The sequence below is a fragment of the Paenirhizobium cremeum genome (assembly GCF_047553425.1).
GTDB lineage: Bacteria > Pseudomonadota > Alphaproteobacteria > Rhizobiales > Rhizobiaceae > Allorhizobium > Allorhizobium cremeum.
In genome coordinates this window covers 2405742-2422590 of the sequence record NZ_CP180217.1, presented here as the reverse complement: position 1 = coordinate 2422590, position 16849 = coordinate 2405742, and the positions used below count along the sequence as shown (strand labels likewise).

Sequence of the window (16849 nt, the reverse complement as noted above, 5' to 3'; positions counted from 1 at the left end):
CCGCAACGGCGCCGATGTTGCCTAAAATATGAACATGCGGGGGCGCGAATTTTTTTTCGGCGCGGCATGCGTCAAGAAAATTCATCATTGGCCGCAAGGAAACTGTTTTGACGGGCTCCCTTGCTGCGGTTAGGAGCGCGTCCTGTGACCTTGTTTTCGGACAGGGCGATTGGTTAGGAAAACGCCTATGACGCTCAGCCGACTTGCGCCGGTCCTTTTCGTGCTTCTGTGGTCGACTGGCTGGGTCGCGGCCAAATATGCGACGCTCTTTGCGGACCCGTTGACCTTTCTTGCCCTGCGCTATGCCGTTGCGGCCGTTCTGTTTTACATTCTCTGTCGCGTCACGGGCGTCAGCTGGCCGCGCGGCCGTTCCGCCGTTTTCCATGCGATCGTGTCGGGTATGTTCCTGCACGGCCTTTATCTCGGCATGCTGTGGTGGGCGATCGGGCAGGGCGTGCCCGCGTCGCTGTCGGGCATCATCGCGGGCCTCCAGCCCTTGATGACCGGCGTCGCCGCGGCGGTGCTGATTAGGGAGAGGCTCGGCGTGAGCCAGCGTGTAGGATTGCTTCTCGGCTTTGCCGGGATTGCCGTCGCGGTGCTGCCGAACCTGCTTGCGGTCGATGCCGGGGCGATCCCGGTCTATGCCGTCGTCGTCAATGTGCTGGGCATGGCCTGCGTCACGGCCGGCACTCTCTATCAGAAGCGGTTCCTGAAGGATGGCGATCTCAGAGCGGTCGCGGCCCTGCAATATGTCGGCGCGCTGATCGTCACCGTGCCGGCGGCGCTCATTCTGGAAAACCTGCGGGTCGTCTGGGGCTTCGGCCTGTTCGCTACGCTCGCCTGGTCGGTCGTCGGCATTTCCATGGGCGCAATCGCGCTTCTGCTCTATCTCATCCGGCGCGGCGATGTTTCCAAGGCTGCATCGCTGATTTATCTCGTGCCGCCGCTTGCCGCTATCGAAGCGGCCATTGCTTTTGGCGAGCGGCTGTCGCTTCCCATGATCGTCGGTACTGTGATCGCCGTTCTCGGCGTCTATCTCACGAACCGGAAGGTGGACAGGACGCGGGGATGAAAGGGGCGAAGACTATTTGTCCTTCGTCGACGCAAACAGGTTCATGTCGGCCTGCACATCGAAGCGCCTGAGCGCTTCCTTGATTTGAGGGCTGTCGCAACCTTCCTTGGCGATAATTTCCGAAACCCCCTTATCAAATACAGCCTGCCGTTGCACCGCGCCCTTGGCGATCATCTCGTCGGTGGCCTTCGGGTACATTTCCTTCAGCCTCTGAGTTGCATAGAACCTCACAGTTTCCATGTTCAGAAAGAACTTCGCAATCTTTGTTTCATCGGGGCGCGCGCATTTCGATGCGATCGCTTTGGAAATCATGAACTGGTCGAGGATGGTCAATATGTCGATTTTCGACTCTGCGCTTGCGGGCGCCACCAGGGAAAGGGTCGTCAGGACGGCGATAAGCAATCTCACCATGCAGTTCCTCGTCACGGGCCGGACGGAATCACCGCCCTCTCGCGGCGTGAAGATGTGGTTATCACAGCCTGATGGTCCAATCGAGCGGGGTGAGGGGTAGCCGGCGGATTAGAACGTCGCCCAAAAGAAAAAGGCGCGGTCTGAACCGCGCCTCCGGTCTTGTCGTCATCTCTCAGCGGAAAGATTCGCTTAAGCCTCGCGGCGACGATTACGCTGCTGGTTTGCGGGGCGGGAGCCGCCCGGCTTGCCTTGACCGGCATTGGCGTGGCCGCCGGGGCGTCCGCCGCCATTGCCCTTGCGATGGCCCTGCTTCTGGGCGGGACGTCCGTCGCCATGGGCCGAACGTGCCTCGCCTTCATGCTTGCTGCGGCCCTGGCCCTGATGGTTGCGGTTGTTGCCGCCGCCACCGCCGCCGCCACGACGCTGCGGGCGGGCCGGACGGCTGAGGTTTGCCGGCGCTTCGCCGCTTGCGACCGGGATCTCGATGCCCATCAGGCGTTCGATGTCGCGCAGTAGGCGGCCTTCGTCCGGGCCGCAGAAGGCAATGGCGATGCCGTCGCGGCCGGCGCGCGCCGTGCGGCCGATGCGGTGCACGTAAGCGTCCGGAACTTCCGGAAGGTCGTAATTGAAGACATGGCTGACGGCCGGAATGTCGATGCCGCGGGCGGCAACGTCCGTGGCGATCAGCGTCTTGAAGGCGCCGTCACGGAAGCCCTTGAGCGCGCGTTCGCGCTGGCCCTGGCTCTTGTTGCCGTGGATCGAGGCGACCGAGAAGCCGGTGATGTCCAGGTGCTTCATCAGCTTTTCCGCGCCGTGCTTGGTGCGCAGGAAGACAATCGAGCGGCCATCCGGATTGTCCGCCAGGATCTTCTTCAGCATTTCGGTCTTGTGGTTCTGGCCGTTGACGAAATGCACGTACTGCTCGACCTTGTCGGCGGCCTTGCCGGGAGGTGCGACTTCGACTTTGACCGGGTCGGTCAGGAAGCTTGCGGCGAGGTCGGCGATGGTCTTCGGCATGGTGGCCGAGAAGAGCAGCGTCTGGCGGTCCTTCGGCACCATGCGGGCGATCTTGCGCAGGTCGTGAATGAAGCCGAGGTCAAGCATCTGGTCGGCCTCGTCGAGCACCAGATGGGTGATGTCGCGCAGCGTCACGGCCTGGCGCTCGATCAGGTCGAGCAGGCGGCCGGGGGTGGCGACGAGAATGTCGGCGCCGCGCTCGAGCTGGAACTGCTGCTTGTTGATCGAGGCGCCGCCGACGACCTGAATGATCTTGAGCGGGGTCTTGCGCACGAAGCTGCGCAGGTTGTCGCCGATCTGGTTCACCAGTTCGCGGGTGGGGGCGAGGATCAGCACGCGCGTCGAGCGCGGCTTCGGCCGGTCGCCGTTCGTCATCAGCATTTCGATGATCGGCAGGCCGAAGGCGGCCGTCTTGCCGGTGCCGGTCTGGGCGAGGCCGACGAGGTCGCGGCCTTGGAGCACCAGCGGGATGGCCTGCTCCTGAATCGGCGTTGCGGTTTCGAAACCAATGGCCGAGAGCGTCGAGACGATCTTGTGCGACAGGCCGAGGTCATGAAAAGTGGTCAAAGTCTGTACCTTTCGGGGGCGCCACGAGCCATCGGACTGCATCGCGTTCTGCGGTGCTGTCTGTTCGTGGCGTCAAGAACCCCGCGTGAAATGGGAACTTGTAAGTTGGAAAAAGCTTTCCAGCGCATGCACCGCTCGTGCGGCCGTTATCCATAACCTGCGCCTTGCCTTCTTCGCGTCTCAGTTGTCGCTGGGCACGCTCACGCGGCGGCCGGAAGGGGAAAGCTGTTCCTGCAGATGGCTCTTTTCCTTCTGAAAGTCAAGAAATGTTTTTGCAATGCAGCGAAGACGTCAGAAGCGGATGGTGACACGAAAGCCGCCCGCCGCAACGTTTTCGGCCTCGATGTCGAGGCCGTAGACGTCCGCGATGTCACGGACGATGGCGAGCCCGATGCCGGTGCCGGGCGTCTTCAGGTCGAGCCGCGTGCCCCGTTGCATGATGGTGCGGAGCCCGGCGGGATCGGCGCCGGGGCCGTCGTCCTCGATGGTGAGGACCGGTCGCCCGTCCCGACTGGCCGACATGACGCGAATGCGCGAACGACTCCATTTGACGGCGTTGTCGAGGATGTTGCCCAGCATCTCCTGCAGGTCGAGGGGATCGACGCCGACCGCAATGCCGGGGGCGACCGCGATGTTCCAGTCCAGCGCCTCGCCGCGCGGGGTGCGCTTCAGTGTTCGCACGATGACGCCGAGCGAGGCGGCGAGGTCGGCATCGGACTTGCGCAGTTCTGCGCTGGCCGCGATGCGGCTGCGGGTCAGTTCATGCTCCACATGCGCTTTCATCACGCCGGCGAGGTGGGAGAGTTCGTCGGCGATTTCCGTTTCACCGCGTTGCCTGAGCGTTTCGGCATCGTTCGACAGCACCGTGAGCGGGGTCTTCAGACCATGGGCGAGATCGGCGGCGCGCGCCTTTGCCTTGTCGATCAGGCGTGACTGGGCGTCGAGCAACTGGTTGACGGCGGCGACAACGCCGCGCAACTCGCGCGGAAAGGCGCCGGTCAGCCTTTCCGCCTTGCGTTCGCGGATGCGGTCCAGGCCCTCGCTGACCGAGGAGATCGGCCTCAGGCCGTAGGTGAGCTGGGCCAGCGACGCCGCGATCAGGAAGACGGCGAGCGCCACCATGTAGGGAATGATGTCGAAGGCGAAGGCGCGGCGCGCATCGGCGACGACTGCGCCGTCGATGGCTGCGGCAACGCGGATCGCGCGACGTCCGTCCGGGGCGGCGAAGACGATCTTGCGTTCCTGCACGATCAGGTCGGTGCCTTCCGGTCCCGGCAGCCGGTAGCGGTGGATATTGCCGGTCTCCTGTTCGTCGTCAGGCAGGGGAAGCGAATAATCCCAAAGGGATGCGGAGCGCAGCTCACCTTTTCTGGCATCGTCTTCCACCTGCCAGTAAAGACCGCCATAGGCTTCCTCGAAGCGGCGGTCCACCGGCCGTTCCGGAAGGAGCAGGGCGCCATCCGCGGCAAAGCGCAGCGCGCCGGCGATGTTGTCGATGTGGCCGGTCAGTTCGTGGTCGATGCGGGTTTCCAGGTTGCGGGTGAAGAGCGAGACCAGCACGACGCTCGCCATGGCCAGAGCCAGCGCGACGCTGACCAGCGAGACCAGCAGGAAACGGCCGCGAATCGACTGCATCATCCGTCGCTTCCGCCGATCCGGTAGCCATAGCCGCGCCGGGTGGTGATGACGTCCTTGCCGAGCTTGCGGCGCAGGCGTCCGACGAGCACTTCGACGGAATTGCTGTCGCGCTCGAAGTCCTGCGCATAGAGCTGTTCCGTCAGTTCCATCTGGGAAACGCTGCGCTCCTGATTGTGGGCGAGGAAGGCGAGGCAGCGATATTCGAGCGGCGTCAGGTCGACCGGCATGCCGTCGAGCATCACCGCCTTCGTGCGGGTGTCGATGGACAGGCCGCCGATGGTGATGACCGGGTTGGCCTGGCCGGCGCTGCGGCGAATGATGGCGCGCAGCCTCGCCAGAAGCTCGGCCATCTGGAAGGGCTTGGTCAGGTAGTCGTCGGCGCCGGCGTCGATGCCTTCCACGCGCTCCTGCCAGTTGCCGCGTGCCGTAAGAATCAGCACCGGCGTCATGCGGCCCGAGCCGCGCCAGCGTTTCAGCACCGAAAGGCCGTCCATTCCCGGCAGGCCGAGATCGAGTACGATCGCGGCGAAATCCTCGCCGTCGCCGGTGAACCAGCCGGCCTCGCCGTCCTTTTCGTGCACGACCATGAAGCCCGCCCGCTCCAGATTGGCGATCACGTCGCGGGCGATCAGCATGTCGTCTTCGATCAGCAGGATTCTCATTCCTCGTTCTCGATCTCCCGTATCAGGCCGGAGGCTGCATCGATCTCGACCTCCACCAGCCGCCCATCGGCGCTCAGGACGCGGAACTCGTAAATGAATGTCTTGCCCTTCCGGCCGATCTCCGTCGAGACGATCTTGCCGCTGACGCGGGACAGAACGATGCGGCGAAGCTCCGCCAGGGACTTGATCTCGCCCTTTTCCACGCTTTCGCGGATGCGGTCCCGGTCGTCGTCGGTATCGGCGTGAAAGCGATCCTCGTCGGCGAGGGCTTCGGCGGGATGGCCGAGGGCGAGACCCGACAGCAGCAGGCATGCCGCCGCCATTCCGACCACCCATCCAGAACCTGCCCCGAACCTGCCCTTCATCCATCCTCAATATCATCCGGAAGCTGAAATTTCGCTGACATTCTTCGTCAGCTATCGCTCAGCGCCCTTCGACTAGCTTGCCGCCAACGGTTCGGAGCAATGGTGCCCGACCGGGTCAGTGAAGGATGCTATCCGATGAAGAAGATTCTTGTTACCACCCTGCTCGCAGCCGCTGTCTTTGGCGGTGTCGCCCACGCCGAAGAAGAGGGCAAGTGCGGTTCTGTTCCGCAGGACAAGTGGATGAGCACGGATGCGATGAAGGCCAAGGCAACCGAACTCGGCTACGATGTCCGCCAGGTCAAGGTCGAGGACGGATGCTATGAAGTCTACGGCATCAAGGACGGCAAGAAGGTCGAAGTGATCTTCAATCCGGAAACCGGCGTTCAGGTCGGCGCAGACGGAGACGACTGATGTCGGACGCTGCTGAGCAAATGCCCGGCGCCGTGGCCGGCCGCGACATGCGGCCGGCGCGGGTCAAAGTCTGGGACCCTGTCGTGCGGCTGTTCCATTGGTCGCTGGTCGGTTTCTTCGCCTTTTCCTTCCTCACGGGCGACGAATGGAAGTCGGCGCATATCGTTTCCGGCTATATCATCGGCGGCCTTGTCGCCATCCGCGTCCTTTGGGGCCTTTTCGGTTCGGAACATGCCCGCTTCGTGAATTTCATCTACAACCCGTTCACCGTGTTGCGTTTTCTCGCGGAAACGGCCGGAATGCGGGCGAAGCGTTACATCGGCCATAATCCCGCCGGCGGCGCGATGGTGATTGCGCTGCTGCTCATGATCTCCGGCATCGTTGCCACCGGTTACATGCAGACCACCGATGCCTATTGGGGCGTCGAATGGGTCGAGGACGCCCACGAGACGCTGGTCTATGCGACGCTCGGACTGATCGCCCTGCATATCGTCGGCGTGGTGCTTGCCAGCATCGAGCATCGGGAAAACCTGGTGCGGGCCATGGTCACGGGCTGGAAGCGTCGCGACTGAGTTTTCAGGCCGGCAACGATTCTGGAGTGAACACGGTCGGGAAGAAAATCCGGACGGCGGGAGCCGCCCGGATTTTCCGTTATGCGGGAGTCCGTTAGCGATCTTCCTTCATGTCGAGATGAAACTCGGCTGAAGCGAGCGGGGAGCCGTTCACCAGCAGCTCCAGCCGGTGAAGGCCGGGATAATAGACGCGCGTGGTGGTCGGGCGGAAGGCATGACGCCGGTCGAGGTCTGCGGCTTCGTCCGGCCCTATCGTCAGGCTTGTACCCTTGAACACTTTCGGCGAGAGCGAACCGTCCTTCTTGCGGTGATGGATCGCATAGTCGATCAGCAGGCGCTGGGCCTTGTCCGAGCCGTTCGAAAGCCGGACGGCGAATTCCAGCGTTCCTGGAAATGCGATCGTGGTTTGCTTCAGCGACAGGCCGGCTTTGATACCCTCGGCAGTCTCGAAGCCGAAGCTTGCAAGCACTCCGGCGTGCCCCTTCTTGACCAGCGTCCGCGACGCGTGCCTGAGCAGCCAAAGCCGTTCCGCCGAGGCATCCTGCCGGTGGCGGGCGACGAAATCGGCCACGAGATCGGGGTGGTCCTTGGCGATGTCGTTGAGGCTGTTTGCCACCGAGCGGCGGACGTAATCCTCCGGGTCGTCGAGGAGCGGGGTCAGGATCGGCATCAGGGGCGATGGATCGCGGATCAGTTCCGGCAAGCGCATGGCCCAGGGCAGGCGAGGGCGGGTGCCTTCGCTTGCGAGACGCCGCACGTGATGGTTCGGATCGGAGATCCAGCCGGTAACGATCGCGAGCGCCCGCTGGCGCTCGGCGGCGATGAAGGGGCGGATGCCGAATTCCGCGGTGAAATGCGGCGTGATCGCCTTCAGGAGATCGAGCGAGGTTTCGAAATGCGCAAGGCCGTTCGCGCCGATATACTGGTTGAAAGCCAGCAAGGCCCAGCCGCTCAGGCCGGGGCGATTGTTATCTGGTAGGCAGTCCCTGAGGATGGCGGCGCTTCTCGCAAAGTCCTGCGGCAGCAGCCGGGTCATCGTGGCCGCGACCGACTGGCTGCGCTGCATCAGTTCGAGGTTGTCGAGATCCGGCAGGATTTCCGCAAGGAAGGCTTGGCGGTCGAATTCCGGCCAAGCCCGCGACAGCGCCGCGGCGGTCTCGCGGACAACGGTCTCTCCGATCAGGTTTTTCAATGGTTCGGGCATGGCTCTCAGACGTTGTGGCGGGTGTGAAAATGCTGCATCAGGGAGACGGAGGCAATCGCCGCCATGTAAGGCGCGAAGGCCGGGTCGGTCCGCACTTTCTCCGCCGCTGCGTCGGCTGCTTCCCGGCTTGCCCATTCCACGATGTCGGCGATCTGGTCCGGCCGGTCGTTCGCCGTAAGGGCCTGCCAACTCACGAAGCCAGGGTAGTGGCGGACGGCTTCCATCGCGGCTTTTCGTGCCCTTTCCGCCTGCTCTCCATCGGTGACGGTACAGATGGCGATTTCGAAGATGGTGGTCTTGCTCATGGAATGCTCCTCGCTTGTCGATACGCTTGACCTATCACACGGCTCCTGACAGCCTTATGGCCACTGCCATCATCGAGGCTCGATCATGCGTCCCGCCGACCGCCTGTTCCGGATCATTCAGCTGATGCGCTCCACGGGGCGCGCCATGACGGCGGACGAGATTGCCGCGAAGATGGAGGTGGCGCCGCGCACGATCTATCGCGACATGCAGCACCTGATGGCCTCGGGCGCACCAATCGAGGGGGAACGGGGGGTGGGGTACATGCTGCGGGAGGCCTTCGACGCGCCGCCGCTGACCTTCACCTTCGAACAGCTCGAGGCATTGGCCTTCGGTCTGCGAGCGGCGCAGATGCTCGGCGATCCGCGGCTCGGCCAGGCCGCGCGCGAGGCACGCGAAAAGATCCTCGGTCTCCTGCCGGCGGAGCATGCCGCGCGACTGGCGAGCGCCCAGATCCACGCCTTCCGTTCTGCGGCGCAGCCCGCGCCTCCGGCCTGTCTCGGAGAGATCAGGGGCGCGCTTTCTGCGCGGCGCAAGGTATGGATTTCCTACCATGCCCTGACGGGAGAGCGCAGCGAGCGGACCGTCCGGCCGCTGGCGCTCAGCGCCTTCGGCGGGCTGTGGCTGATGACGGCATGGTGCGAGAAGCGTGGCGACTTCCGCGATTTCCGCCTTGACCGGGTTGAGGCGTGGAAGGTGCTGGCCGAGCGGTTCGAACTCGAACCGCACCAGACATACGACGTCTATCTGGAGCGCCTGCAGGCCGGCTGATCAGAAGTCGGTTGCCACGCCGCCTTCCGCCTTGCGCTTCGCCACGAAGGCGTCCAGCTCCTCCTCAATTGCCGGATCGAGCGGCGGACGCTCGTAGCGGGCGAGCGCTTCCTTGTAGATGCGGTTGGCGTGGTCGTAGGTGGTCGGCCGGCCGGCCTCCGTCCAGGTCTCGTAGTTGCGCCAGTCGGAAAGGAGCGGCGAATAGAAGGCGCTCTCGTAGCGGGCAAGCGTATGGGCCGTGCCGAAGAAGTGCCCGCCGGGGCCGACGTCGCGCACGGCGTCGAGCGCCAGCGCGTCGGGGCTGACATCGAGCGGCGTCAGAAATTCGGCGACCATCTGCAGCATGTCGACGTCGAGGATGAATTTTTCGAAGGAAGCGGTGAGGCCGCCCTCCGTCCAGCCGGCGGCATGCATGATGAAATTGCCGCCGCCCTGCGTCAGCGCCCAGAGCGACAATGCCGATTCGTAGGCCGCCTGCGCGTCGAGTGTGTTGGAGGCGTTGGTGTTCGAGGTGCGGTAGGGAACGCCGTAGCGGCGGGCGAGCTGGCCACCGGCGATCACCGCTTTCATGTATTCCGGCGTGCCGAAGGCCGGTGCACCGGTCTTCATGTCGACATTCGAAGTGAAGCCGCCATACATCACCGGCGCGCCCTTGCGCACCATCTGGGTGAAGGCGATGCCGCACAGCGCTTCGGCGTTCTGCTGAACGAGCGCCCCGGCAATCGTCACTGGCGCCATGGCGCCGGCGAGCGTGAACGGTGTCATGACGACCACCTGGTTGCGCGACGACATCTCGATGATGCCCTGCAGCATGGGGCCGTCGAGTCTCAGCGGCGACGACGAGTTGATGATGGTGAAGAGCGACGGTTCCCACTCCATCTGTTCCGCTGTGATGCCGCGGGCGATGCGGGCGATCTCCAGCCCGTCGAGATTGCGCTGGCGGCCGAGCGAATAGGCGTGAAACGGCTTGTCGGTGAGCTTCGCCAGATCTGACAGGCAGTCGAGGTGGCGGATCGAGGCGTGGATGTCGACCGGTTCGACCGGATAGCCGCCGGTGGTGTGGATGATGTCGTAATATTGCGCGAGCTTGACGAGCTTGCGGTAGTCTTCCTGGTTACCGGCGCGACGGCCGCCTTCGCGATCGGCGACGAAGGGGGCGGATGCGATCTGGGCGAAGACGAGATTGTTGCCGCCGATTGCGACATTGCGGGCGGGGTTGCGGGCATGAAGCGTGAATTGCGCCGGCGCCGATGCGATCATCTCCATGATGAGGCCGCGATCGAAGCGGACGCGCTCGGTTCCCTCGCTCACCGAGGCTCCGGCCCGGCGCATGATCTCGCGGGCCTCCGGCAGAATGATGTCCATGCCGATTTCCTCGAGAACGGTCAGCGAGGCCTCGTGGATATCGTCGAGCGTCTGGGGGTCGAGAAGCTCCGTCTTCGCAAGCCGGTTGACGAGATTGCGATATTTCGGCGCTGTCGCGGGGCGTTGACGTTCCGCGCCGCGCCCGCCGCTGCGACGGCGGCGTTCGCCCTGTCCGGAGAGGCTTTCAGTCTGGGGCAAGGCAGGCGGTGTAATGTCGCTCATGGTTCATCCACTTTGTCATCCTCGACATGGATACTATCCGGCTTCCTGCCGGAGATGACATAGCCAATTGCGACGAATGGCCGGCTTAACTGGAACAATGGCCATGTCGTATCGGGGCAGGAGGAACATGGACGGGCGATTGGGGTTTTGGTGGTCAGCGTCACGCAGGCTATGGCGCTTACCAAGCGTTTACCATTCGGGGGGCATGGTCTTTTCGTGAGTGAATTCTTGAATACGGGTGGCGATTTGCTGAGACTAGCCTGCGAGAAGATCGCCGAGCTCGACGTGCCGGCCTTCGTCAAGGACAGCGAGTTGCGCTATGTCTCGGTCAACGAGGCCTATGCCCGGTTCATGCGCGTCAGCCAGCAGGCGATTGCCGGCAAGACCGACCAGGAAGCTTTCGGACGTTCCGAATATCTCGATAGAAACGACCGCGAGAGACGCGCCCTGGTCTTCGGCGAGGAAGAGCGCGCGCTGGTTGACAGCCCCGGCGGTTCCGAGCGGGTCGCCTTGAAGGTCGAGCGATTTCTCGACGATGACGACAGCATCTTCCTGTTCGGCATGGCCGAGGAGCTGCCGAAACGGATCGTGCGCGAGCAGGGGCCGAAGGAGACGGTGCCGCCGACGACCGACAGGGCGGAGCTTTTCCGCATGGTTCTCGAGGATTTGCCGACGGCGACCTTCGTTCGCGACAGCGACCATCGCATGGTTTTCGCCAATGACGCCTATGCGGCGATCGTGAACATCGACCGGGCCGATCTCGTCGGCAAGGACGAATGGGAAACCTTCGGCAACAGGGGCGGCAGCTATCATACCGAAAACAGCGAGGTGCTGCAGGGCGGCAAGGTGCTGCAGACGGAGCAGGTTTTTCGCTTCGTCGACGGCTTCGAGCTGCCGGCGATCACCCGCAAGAACAGGATCACCGCGAGCAACGGCAAGCACTACCTCGTCGGCTCGATCACCGACACGACCGCGACGAAGCGGCGCGAGCGGGAACTCATCGAGGCGCGGGCGGAAGCCGAGGAACTCCACAGCCATCTCGAGAGCCTGCTGAAGTCGCTGCCCGTCGGGGTGATGATCCTCGACGATGCGCTCACGATCGAATACGTCAACGACGCTTTCTGCGACATGCTGGACGCCGAGGATGGCTATCAGCCGGTGGGGCATTCGTATCGGGCGTTTCTGGACTATAATTTCAGCCGGGGACGGTATGGAGATACCGCGCTGGTGGATGTCGAGGCGATCTACCAGGCGCGGCTTTCCCAGTTCGGCGAGGATGGAAACAGCGTCGTCTCGCAGGCGGAAACCCCCAACGGACGCATCCTTGCGATCAGGAGCCGGCGGCTTGCCAACGGCAAGATCCTGGTGACCTATTCCGACGTCACGGAATTGCACCAGCGCGAACAGGAGAGCATTCTCTATCGCACGGCGATCGAGCACCTACCCGTTCCCGTCTTCATCCGTGACAGCGACAGGCGGCTCATCTTCGCCAATGCCGCCTACGAGATGATGCAGGGCAGGCCGCGGGACGAATTCTACGGCATGCGCGAGGACGAGATGTTTCCGCATTCCGGAAAGCAGCTTCGCGCCGAAAACGAAGAGGTGCTTGCAACGGGCACGAGCTTCGAGCGACCGCAGGATATCATGTTGCCGGGAGAGCGGCCGGCATCGGTCATCACGCGGCTCAACCGCATCGTGACGCCCGACGATCATCGCTACATCGTCGGCTCGATCACCGACGTCACCCTGCTCAAGGTCCGTGAGCGGGAACTCATCGAGGCCCAGCGACGCGCCGAAGAGCTTTACGACGACCTGCTCAGCGTCTTCCGCATCATGCCGGTCGGCGTCGCGATCCTCAATCGCGACATGATCGTCGAATTCGTCAATGAAAAATGCTCGACGATCTGGTGCTGGCCGAAGGACGTTCCGCTCGAGGGCATGTCCTTCCGATATTATTGCGAGATCAACCGCGAGCGCGGCTGGAGCTGGCCGGACGTGGAGTTCGAGGAAGGCTACCGGCAGCGGGTGGAGCTGTTCCGCAACCTGCAGGGATCGGTGGTTCGCGACCTCGTCTACGACGACGGCAAATACGTGCTGAGCACGGTCACCCGGCTCAATGACGACCGGATACTGCTGACCTATTCCGACCTGACGGAGATACGCCAGCGCGAGCTCGAAATCGGCGAAGCGCGGGACCAGCTTGAACGGCTCGGCCAGTTCATGAAGGATGCCACCCGGGTGATGTCCCAGGGGCTCGTTGTCATCGAAGACGGGGTCATCATCGAGAGCAATGACGCACTCGTCCGGATTCTGGGCGTGCCGCCTGTCTTCATCGAGAAGGGGCAGAGCTGGCACGCGTGTTTCGCCTATTGCGCCAAGCGCGGCGATTTCGGGCCGGATGCGATGTCGGTTCTCCGGGAATGGCAGGAGAAGGTGCGTTCTGCCAGCGGCTTTTCCACCACCTTCCTGGCCGACGGCAAGACCTGGGTGCAGATGGAAGCGACCGTCAGCGGCCACGGCCACTGGATGATCGTGCTGACGGATGTCACGGAAATCAAGAGGGGCGAGGAGGAACTGAAGGTTCTTCTGGCGCGCAGCGAGGCGGCCGACAAGGCGAAATCCGAATTCCTCGCCAATATGAGCCACGAAATCCGCACGCCGATGAACGGGGTTCTCGGCATGGCGGAACTTCTTGCCAAATCCGCGCTCGACACGCGACAGAAAACCTTCGTCGACATCATCGTCAAATCGGGCAATGCGCTTCTCACGATCATCAACGACATCCTCGATTTCTCGCGGATCGACGCCGGTCAGTTACAACTGCGCAAGACGTCCTTCGATCCCGTCGAGGCGATCGAGGATGTGGCGACGCTTCTGTCTGCTTCCGCTGCCGAAAAGGACATCGAGCTTATCGTGCGCGGCGATGCGACGGTCGGCCATCAGGTTATCGGCGATGCCGGCCGCTTCAGGCAGATCGTCACCAATCTTGTCGGCAATGCGATCAAGTTCACCGAAAAGGGGCATGTGCTGATCGCGCTCTCGAGTGAGCCTCTGGCCGAGGGGCGCACTTTGCTCTCGGTGCGGATCGAGGACACCGGCATCGGCATTCCCGCGGAAAAGCAGGCATCCATCTTCGAAAAATTCTCGCAGGTCGACACCTCGTCGACCCGCCGGCATGAGGGAACCGGGCTCGGACTTGCGATCACGGCCGGCCTCGTTGCGCTTTTCGGCGGGCATATCGAGGTGGAGAGCGAACTCGGCCACGGTTCGGCGTTCACCGTCAACCTGCCGCTTGCCGTTGCAAGCGAGCGCCGCAAGCATGCGGGCATGCCGGTCAACGTCAAGAACGCCCGCGTGCTCGTGATCGACGACAATGCGGTCAACCGGCAGATCCTGACCGAGCAGATGGCGATGTGGGGTTTCGACAGCCTTGCCGTCGAGAGCGGTTCGGCTGCGCTTGCTATCCTGGAGGAAGCGGCCCAGGTCGGCATCGTCATCGATGCGCTGGTCATCGACTATCAGATGCCGGTAATGAACGGGGTTGAGGTCGCCCGCCTCATCCGCGCCGACCGCCGTTTCGACGCCAGCGCGATCATCTTCCTGACTTCGATGGACATGATCGGCGACGAGCGCATCTTCCGTGAACTCAACGTTCAGGCGCATCTGATGAAGCCGGCGCGCGCCAATCTCCTGCGCAACGCGATCATCGACGTGGTTCGCGCCGCGCGGCTCAAAACCCATGCCGGACGCTTCATGGCGCCGCCGCCTTCAACGGGTTCCCTGGCCTTGCAGGAACAGGGTTCCCCGCAAGCCCAGGTCTCTTCGCCTACGCGCAGCGCGGAACGGCCGGTTTCGGCGAGCGCCTGCGATGTGCTGATTGCGGAGGACAACGAGGTCAATCAGATTGTCTTCCGCCAGATCATGCAGACGACGGAACTGTCCTATCGGATCGTCGATAATGGCCGGGACGCCATCGACGCATGGCGGAGCCTTTCTCCCCGCCTGATCCTCATGGATGTCTCCATGCCGGTCCTGAACGGCCATCAGGCGACGCGCGCCATCCGCGAGGAGGAGCGTGCGCTTGGCGACGGTCGCCATGTGACGATCATCGGGGTCACCGCCCATGCACTCGATCTCGATCAGGACCTCTGCCTTGCGGCGGGCATGGACGATTACCTGTCCAAGCCGATCAGCCCGGAGCAGATGCAGCAGAAGATCGGCCAGTGGCTGGGGTCGCAGCCGCCCGGCGAGCTAGAGGCCGGAGAATGAGCCGGGCTGGTCGACCGGCCTGATACCGCAGAGCATTTCCCGCTTGCCGGCGAAGCCTTTCCTTCTTTCCACGGCGAAGCCGGTTCCTGCCAGATTACGGCGGACGAAACCGGCTGCCGCATAGGTCGCGAAGCTGCCGCCAGGTGCGGTGTGATCGAAAACCGCCTGCATCAGTTCCGGGGACCACATGGCCGGATTGCGGGACGGCGCGAAGCCATCGAGGAACCAGGCGTCGAAGACGAGCGTGCTGTCCGTGAGGCTGCGCAAAGCGTCGCCGCAGACGACGGTCAGGCGGGTCTGTTCGTCCAGCGGAAGGTCCACCACGCCTTCGGGCGCCCGCGGCCAGAGGGACGCAAGTCTTTTGCGTTCCGCGTCGATTTCCGGCCAGCGGGAGAGCGCGCGGTCCAGTTCCTCGGCCTTCATCGGGTAGAGTTCGAAGGAGACGAAATGCAGGGCCGATTCGGCGGTCCGGGTCTCCTTCCATTGCCGCCATGTCTCGCAGGCGTTGAGGCCGGTGCCGAAGCCGAGTTCGCCGATGCGGAAGGTTCCGGGTCCAGCCCAGCGGGTGGGCAGGCCGTTGCCGCTCAGGAAGACGTGGCCGCATTCCAGCCGGCCGTCGGTCTGGCAATAAAAGTGATCGCCAAAGGCGGCCGAATAGGGCATATCGCCGTCGTTCCAGGTGAGGCTCTGCCCCTGGCCTGCGTCCGGCCCTTCGGTCGACGATATCGTGTGGGAAACTGTCATGACGAAAGCGGATAGCGCCGCGCGGCAATCAGGTCAATTATCCGCCGACCTGTTGATCGTGGGTGGCGGCATCATGGGGCTATGGGCCGCGCTCCATGCGGAACGGCAGGGTATCGATACCATTCTCCTCGATGAGGGAGCGCTCGGTCGCGGTGCAAGCGGCGGGCTGCTGGGCGCGCTGATGCCCCACATGCCCGATCGCTGGTCGGAGAAGAAGCAGTTGCAGTTCGATGCGCTCCTTGGCCTGGAAGAGGAGGTGAGGCGTCTCGAGGCCGAAACCGGTCTGTCCGCCGGCTATCGCCGCAGCGGCCGGCTGATCCCGCTGCCGAAGCCGCATCTGAGGGTGATCGCCGAGCGCCACGGCCGAGATGCGGAGGCGCACTGGCGTGTCGGGGCCCGCTCCTTCTCCTGGTTGCCGCTCGATGCCTCGCCGGCCGGCAGCGACTGGCCGGCGGAGGAGTTCATGGCGGCGGGCATCGTTCACGACACCTTCGCCGCGCGGGTCTCCCCGCGTGGCATGACCGGGCTGCTCGCCTGCCGGCTGAAGACTGCGGCGAATGTTCGCATCGTCGAGAATTCCGGTGCCGCCCGGCTCGATGCGGGGAGCGGTTCGGCACAACTTTCGGACGGTCGGACGGTCGCCTTCGGTCATTGCATCATCGCCGCCGGGTACAGGTCCTTCCCCATGCTGCAGGCGCTTGGAGCGCCGCTTGCGCAACCGCTCGGCCAGCCGGTCAAGGGACAGGCGGCCTTGCTCAAGGGGGATATCGATCCGACGCTGCCGCTGCTTTATCTCGACGGCCTCTACATCGTGCCGCATGAGGGCGGCCTTGCGGCGATCGGCAGCACCAGCGAGGACCGGTTCGACGATCCCGTCGCGACGGACGACCAGCTCGAAGAGCTGATGGGACGGGCGCGGGCGCTTGCACCGGTTCTTCGCGATGCCGAGGTGATCGAGCGGTGGGCCGGTCTGCGGCCCAAGGCGATCGATCGCGACCCGATGGTCGGCCCGCATCCCGATTGCCCGCGCATTCATGCGCTGACCGGCGGCTTCAAGGTCAGCTTCGGCCTTGCGCACCGGCTGGCGGAGGCGGCGGTCGCCGGCGTCGCGGGCGGGCCGGCGGGCTTGCCTCCGTCGTTTGCGCTTGCCCATCACATTGCCGTTGCTGCTCGCAATGCGTGAGCTTCTCCCCCGGCTCCCGTCGTGATCCTGTCATGCAAATCACCTACCTCCTTGCGTGTAACGTCAATTGCTA

15 protein-coding genes are annotated in these 16849 nt (G+C 63.7%); 6 read left to right on the top strand and 9 right to left on the bottom strand.

Features of this window, described 5'->3' with window-relative positions; translation table 11 throughout:
• The first annotated feature begins 187 nt into the window (after nt 1–187).
• Nucleotides 188–1072 carry a DMT family transporter gene (locus ACLBKR_RS11960; RefSeq protein WP_414899340.1) on the top strand — a complete coding sequence of 295 codons (885 nt, stop codon included), beginning with the start codon at nt 188–190 and terminating at the stop codon, nt 1070–1072.
• Between the two features lie 12 nt (nt 1073–1084).
• Here ACLBKR_RS11960 and ACLBKR_RS11955 read toward each other — a convergent pair whose 3' ends face one another.
• The 5 genes from ACLBKR_RS11955 to ACLBKR_RS11935 form a co-directional block, all read right to left on the bottom strand.
• Entirely contained in the window at nt 1085–1474 is a 390-nt protein-coding gene (locus ACLBKR_RS11955; protein ID WP_162708361.1) for a hypothetical protein, read from the bottom strand.
• 198 nt (nt 1475–1672) lie between these two features.
• Nucleotides 1673–3109, bottom strand: a complete 1437-nt coding sequence (locus ACLBKR_RS11950) for a DEAD/DEAH box helicase (RefSeq protein ID WP_112831135.1) — start codon at nt 3107–3109, stop codon at nt 1673–1675.
• Between the two features lie 249 nt (nt 3110–3358).
• Nucleotides 3359–4705 carry a sensor histidine kinase gene (locus ACLBKR_RS11945; protein ID WP_113426726.1) on the bottom strand — a complete coding sequence of 449 codons (1347 nt, stop codon included), beginning with the start codon at nt 4703–4705 and terminating at the stop codon, nt 3359–3361.
• Nucleotides 4702–5367 carry a response regulator transcription factor gene (locus ACLBKR_RS11940; RefSeq protein WP_113426725.1) on the bottom strand — a complete coding sequence of 222 codons (666 nt, stop codon included), beginning with the start codon at nt 5365–5367 and terminating at the stop codon, nt 4702–4704. The genes ACLBKR_RS11945 and ACLBKR_RS11940 overlap by 4 nt, the downstream gene beginning before the upstream one ends.
• Nucleotides 5364–5690, bottom strand: a complete 327-nt coding sequence (locus ACLBKR_RS11935; RefSeq protein WP_162748278.1) for a PepSY domain-containing protein — start codon at nt 5688–5690, stop codon at nt 5364–5366. Before ACLBKR_RS11935 ends, ACLBKR_RS11940 begins: the two co-directional genes overlap by 4 nt.
• Nucleotides 5691–5867: 177 nt before the next feature.
• Here ACLBKR_RS11935 and ACLBKR_RS11930 point away from each other — a divergent pair, with 177 nt between their 5' ends.
• Both ACLBKR_RS11930 and ACLBKR_RS11925 read left to right on the top strand, forming a co-directional pair.
• Nucleotides 5868–6143, top strand: a complete 276-nt coding sequence (locus ACLBKR_RS11930; RefSeq protein ID WP_112831131.1) for a PepSY domain-containing protein — start codon at nt 5868–5870, stop codon at nt 6141–6143.
• Nucleotides 6143–6715: a cytochrome b/b6 domain-containing protein gene (locus tag ACLBKR_RS11925; protein WP_414899339.1), complete on the top strand. Its 573-nt coding sequence runs from the start codon at nt 6143–6145 to the stop codon at nt 6713–6715. Before ACLBKR_RS11930 ends, ACLBKR_RS11925 begins: the two co-directional genes overlap by 1 nt.
• Before the next feature lie 94 nt (nt 6716–6809).
• Here ACLBKR_RS11925 and ACLBKR_RS11920 read toward each other — a convergent pair whose 3' ends face one another.
• Nucleotides 6810–7919 (bottom strand): DNA alkylation repair protein, encoded by a 1110-nt coding sequence (locus ACLBKR_RS11920; RefSeq protein ID WP_414899338.1) that lies wholly within the window; start codon nt 7917–7919, stop codon nt 6810–6812.
• Between the two features lie 5 nt (nt 7920–7924).
• On the bottom strand, nt 7925–8224 hold the full coding sequence (locus ACLBKR_RS11915) for a hypothetical protein (protein ID WP_113339260.1): 300 nt from the start codon (nt 8222–8224) through the stop codon (nt 7925–7927).
• A gap of 85 nt (nt 8225–8309) precedes the next feature.
• On the opposite strand from ACLBKR_RS11915, the gene ACLBKR_RS11910 reads away from it, so the two are divergent.
• Nucleotides 8310–8993, top strand: a complete 684-nt coding sequence (locus ACLBKR_RS11910) for a helix-turn-helix transcriptional regulator (protein ID WP_113339259.1) — start codon at nt 8310–8312, stop codon at nt 8991–8993.
• On the opposite strand, the gene ACLBKR_RS11905 is transcribed toward ACLBKR_RS11910, so the two are convergent.
• Entirely contained in the window at nt 8994–10580 is a 1587-nt protein-coding gene (locus tag ACLBKR_RS11905; protein WP_113339258.1) for a trimethylamine methyltransferase family protein, read from the bottom strand. It abuts the gene before it with no gap.
• 216 nt (nt 10581–10796) lie between these two features.
• On the opposite strand from ACLBKR_RS11905, the gene ACLBKR_RS11900 reads away from it, so the two are divergent.
• Nucleotides 10797–14849 carry a PAS-domain containing protein gene (locus ACLBKR_RS11900; RefSeq protein ID WP_162757821.1) on the top strand — a complete coding sequence of 1351 codons (4053 nt, stop codon included), beginning with the start codon at nt 10797–10799 and terminating at the stop codon, nt 14847–14849.
• On the opposite strand, the gene mnmD is transcribed toward ACLBKR_RS11900, so the two are convergent.
• Nucleotides 14832–15593, bottom strand: a complete 762-nt coding sequence (gene mnmD, locus ACLBKR_RS11895) for a tRNA (5-methylaminomethyl-2-thiouridine)(34)-methyltransferase MnmD (RefSeq protein ID WP_113448843.1) — start codon at nt 15591–15593, stop codon at nt 14832–14834. The two genes, ACLBKR_RS11900 and mnmD, sit on opposite strands and share 18 nt — an antisense overlap.
• On the opposite strand from mnmD, the gene ACLBKR_RS11890 reads away from it, so the two are divergent.
• Entirely contained in the window at nt 15592–16776 is a 1185-nt protein-coding gene (locus ACLBKR_RS11890; RefSeq protein ID WP_113339255.1) for an FAD-dependent oxidoreductase, read from the top strand. The two genes, mnmD and ACLBKR_RS11890, sit on opposite strands and share 2 nt — an antisense overlap.
• Nucleotides 16777–16849: the final 73 nt, after the last annotated feature.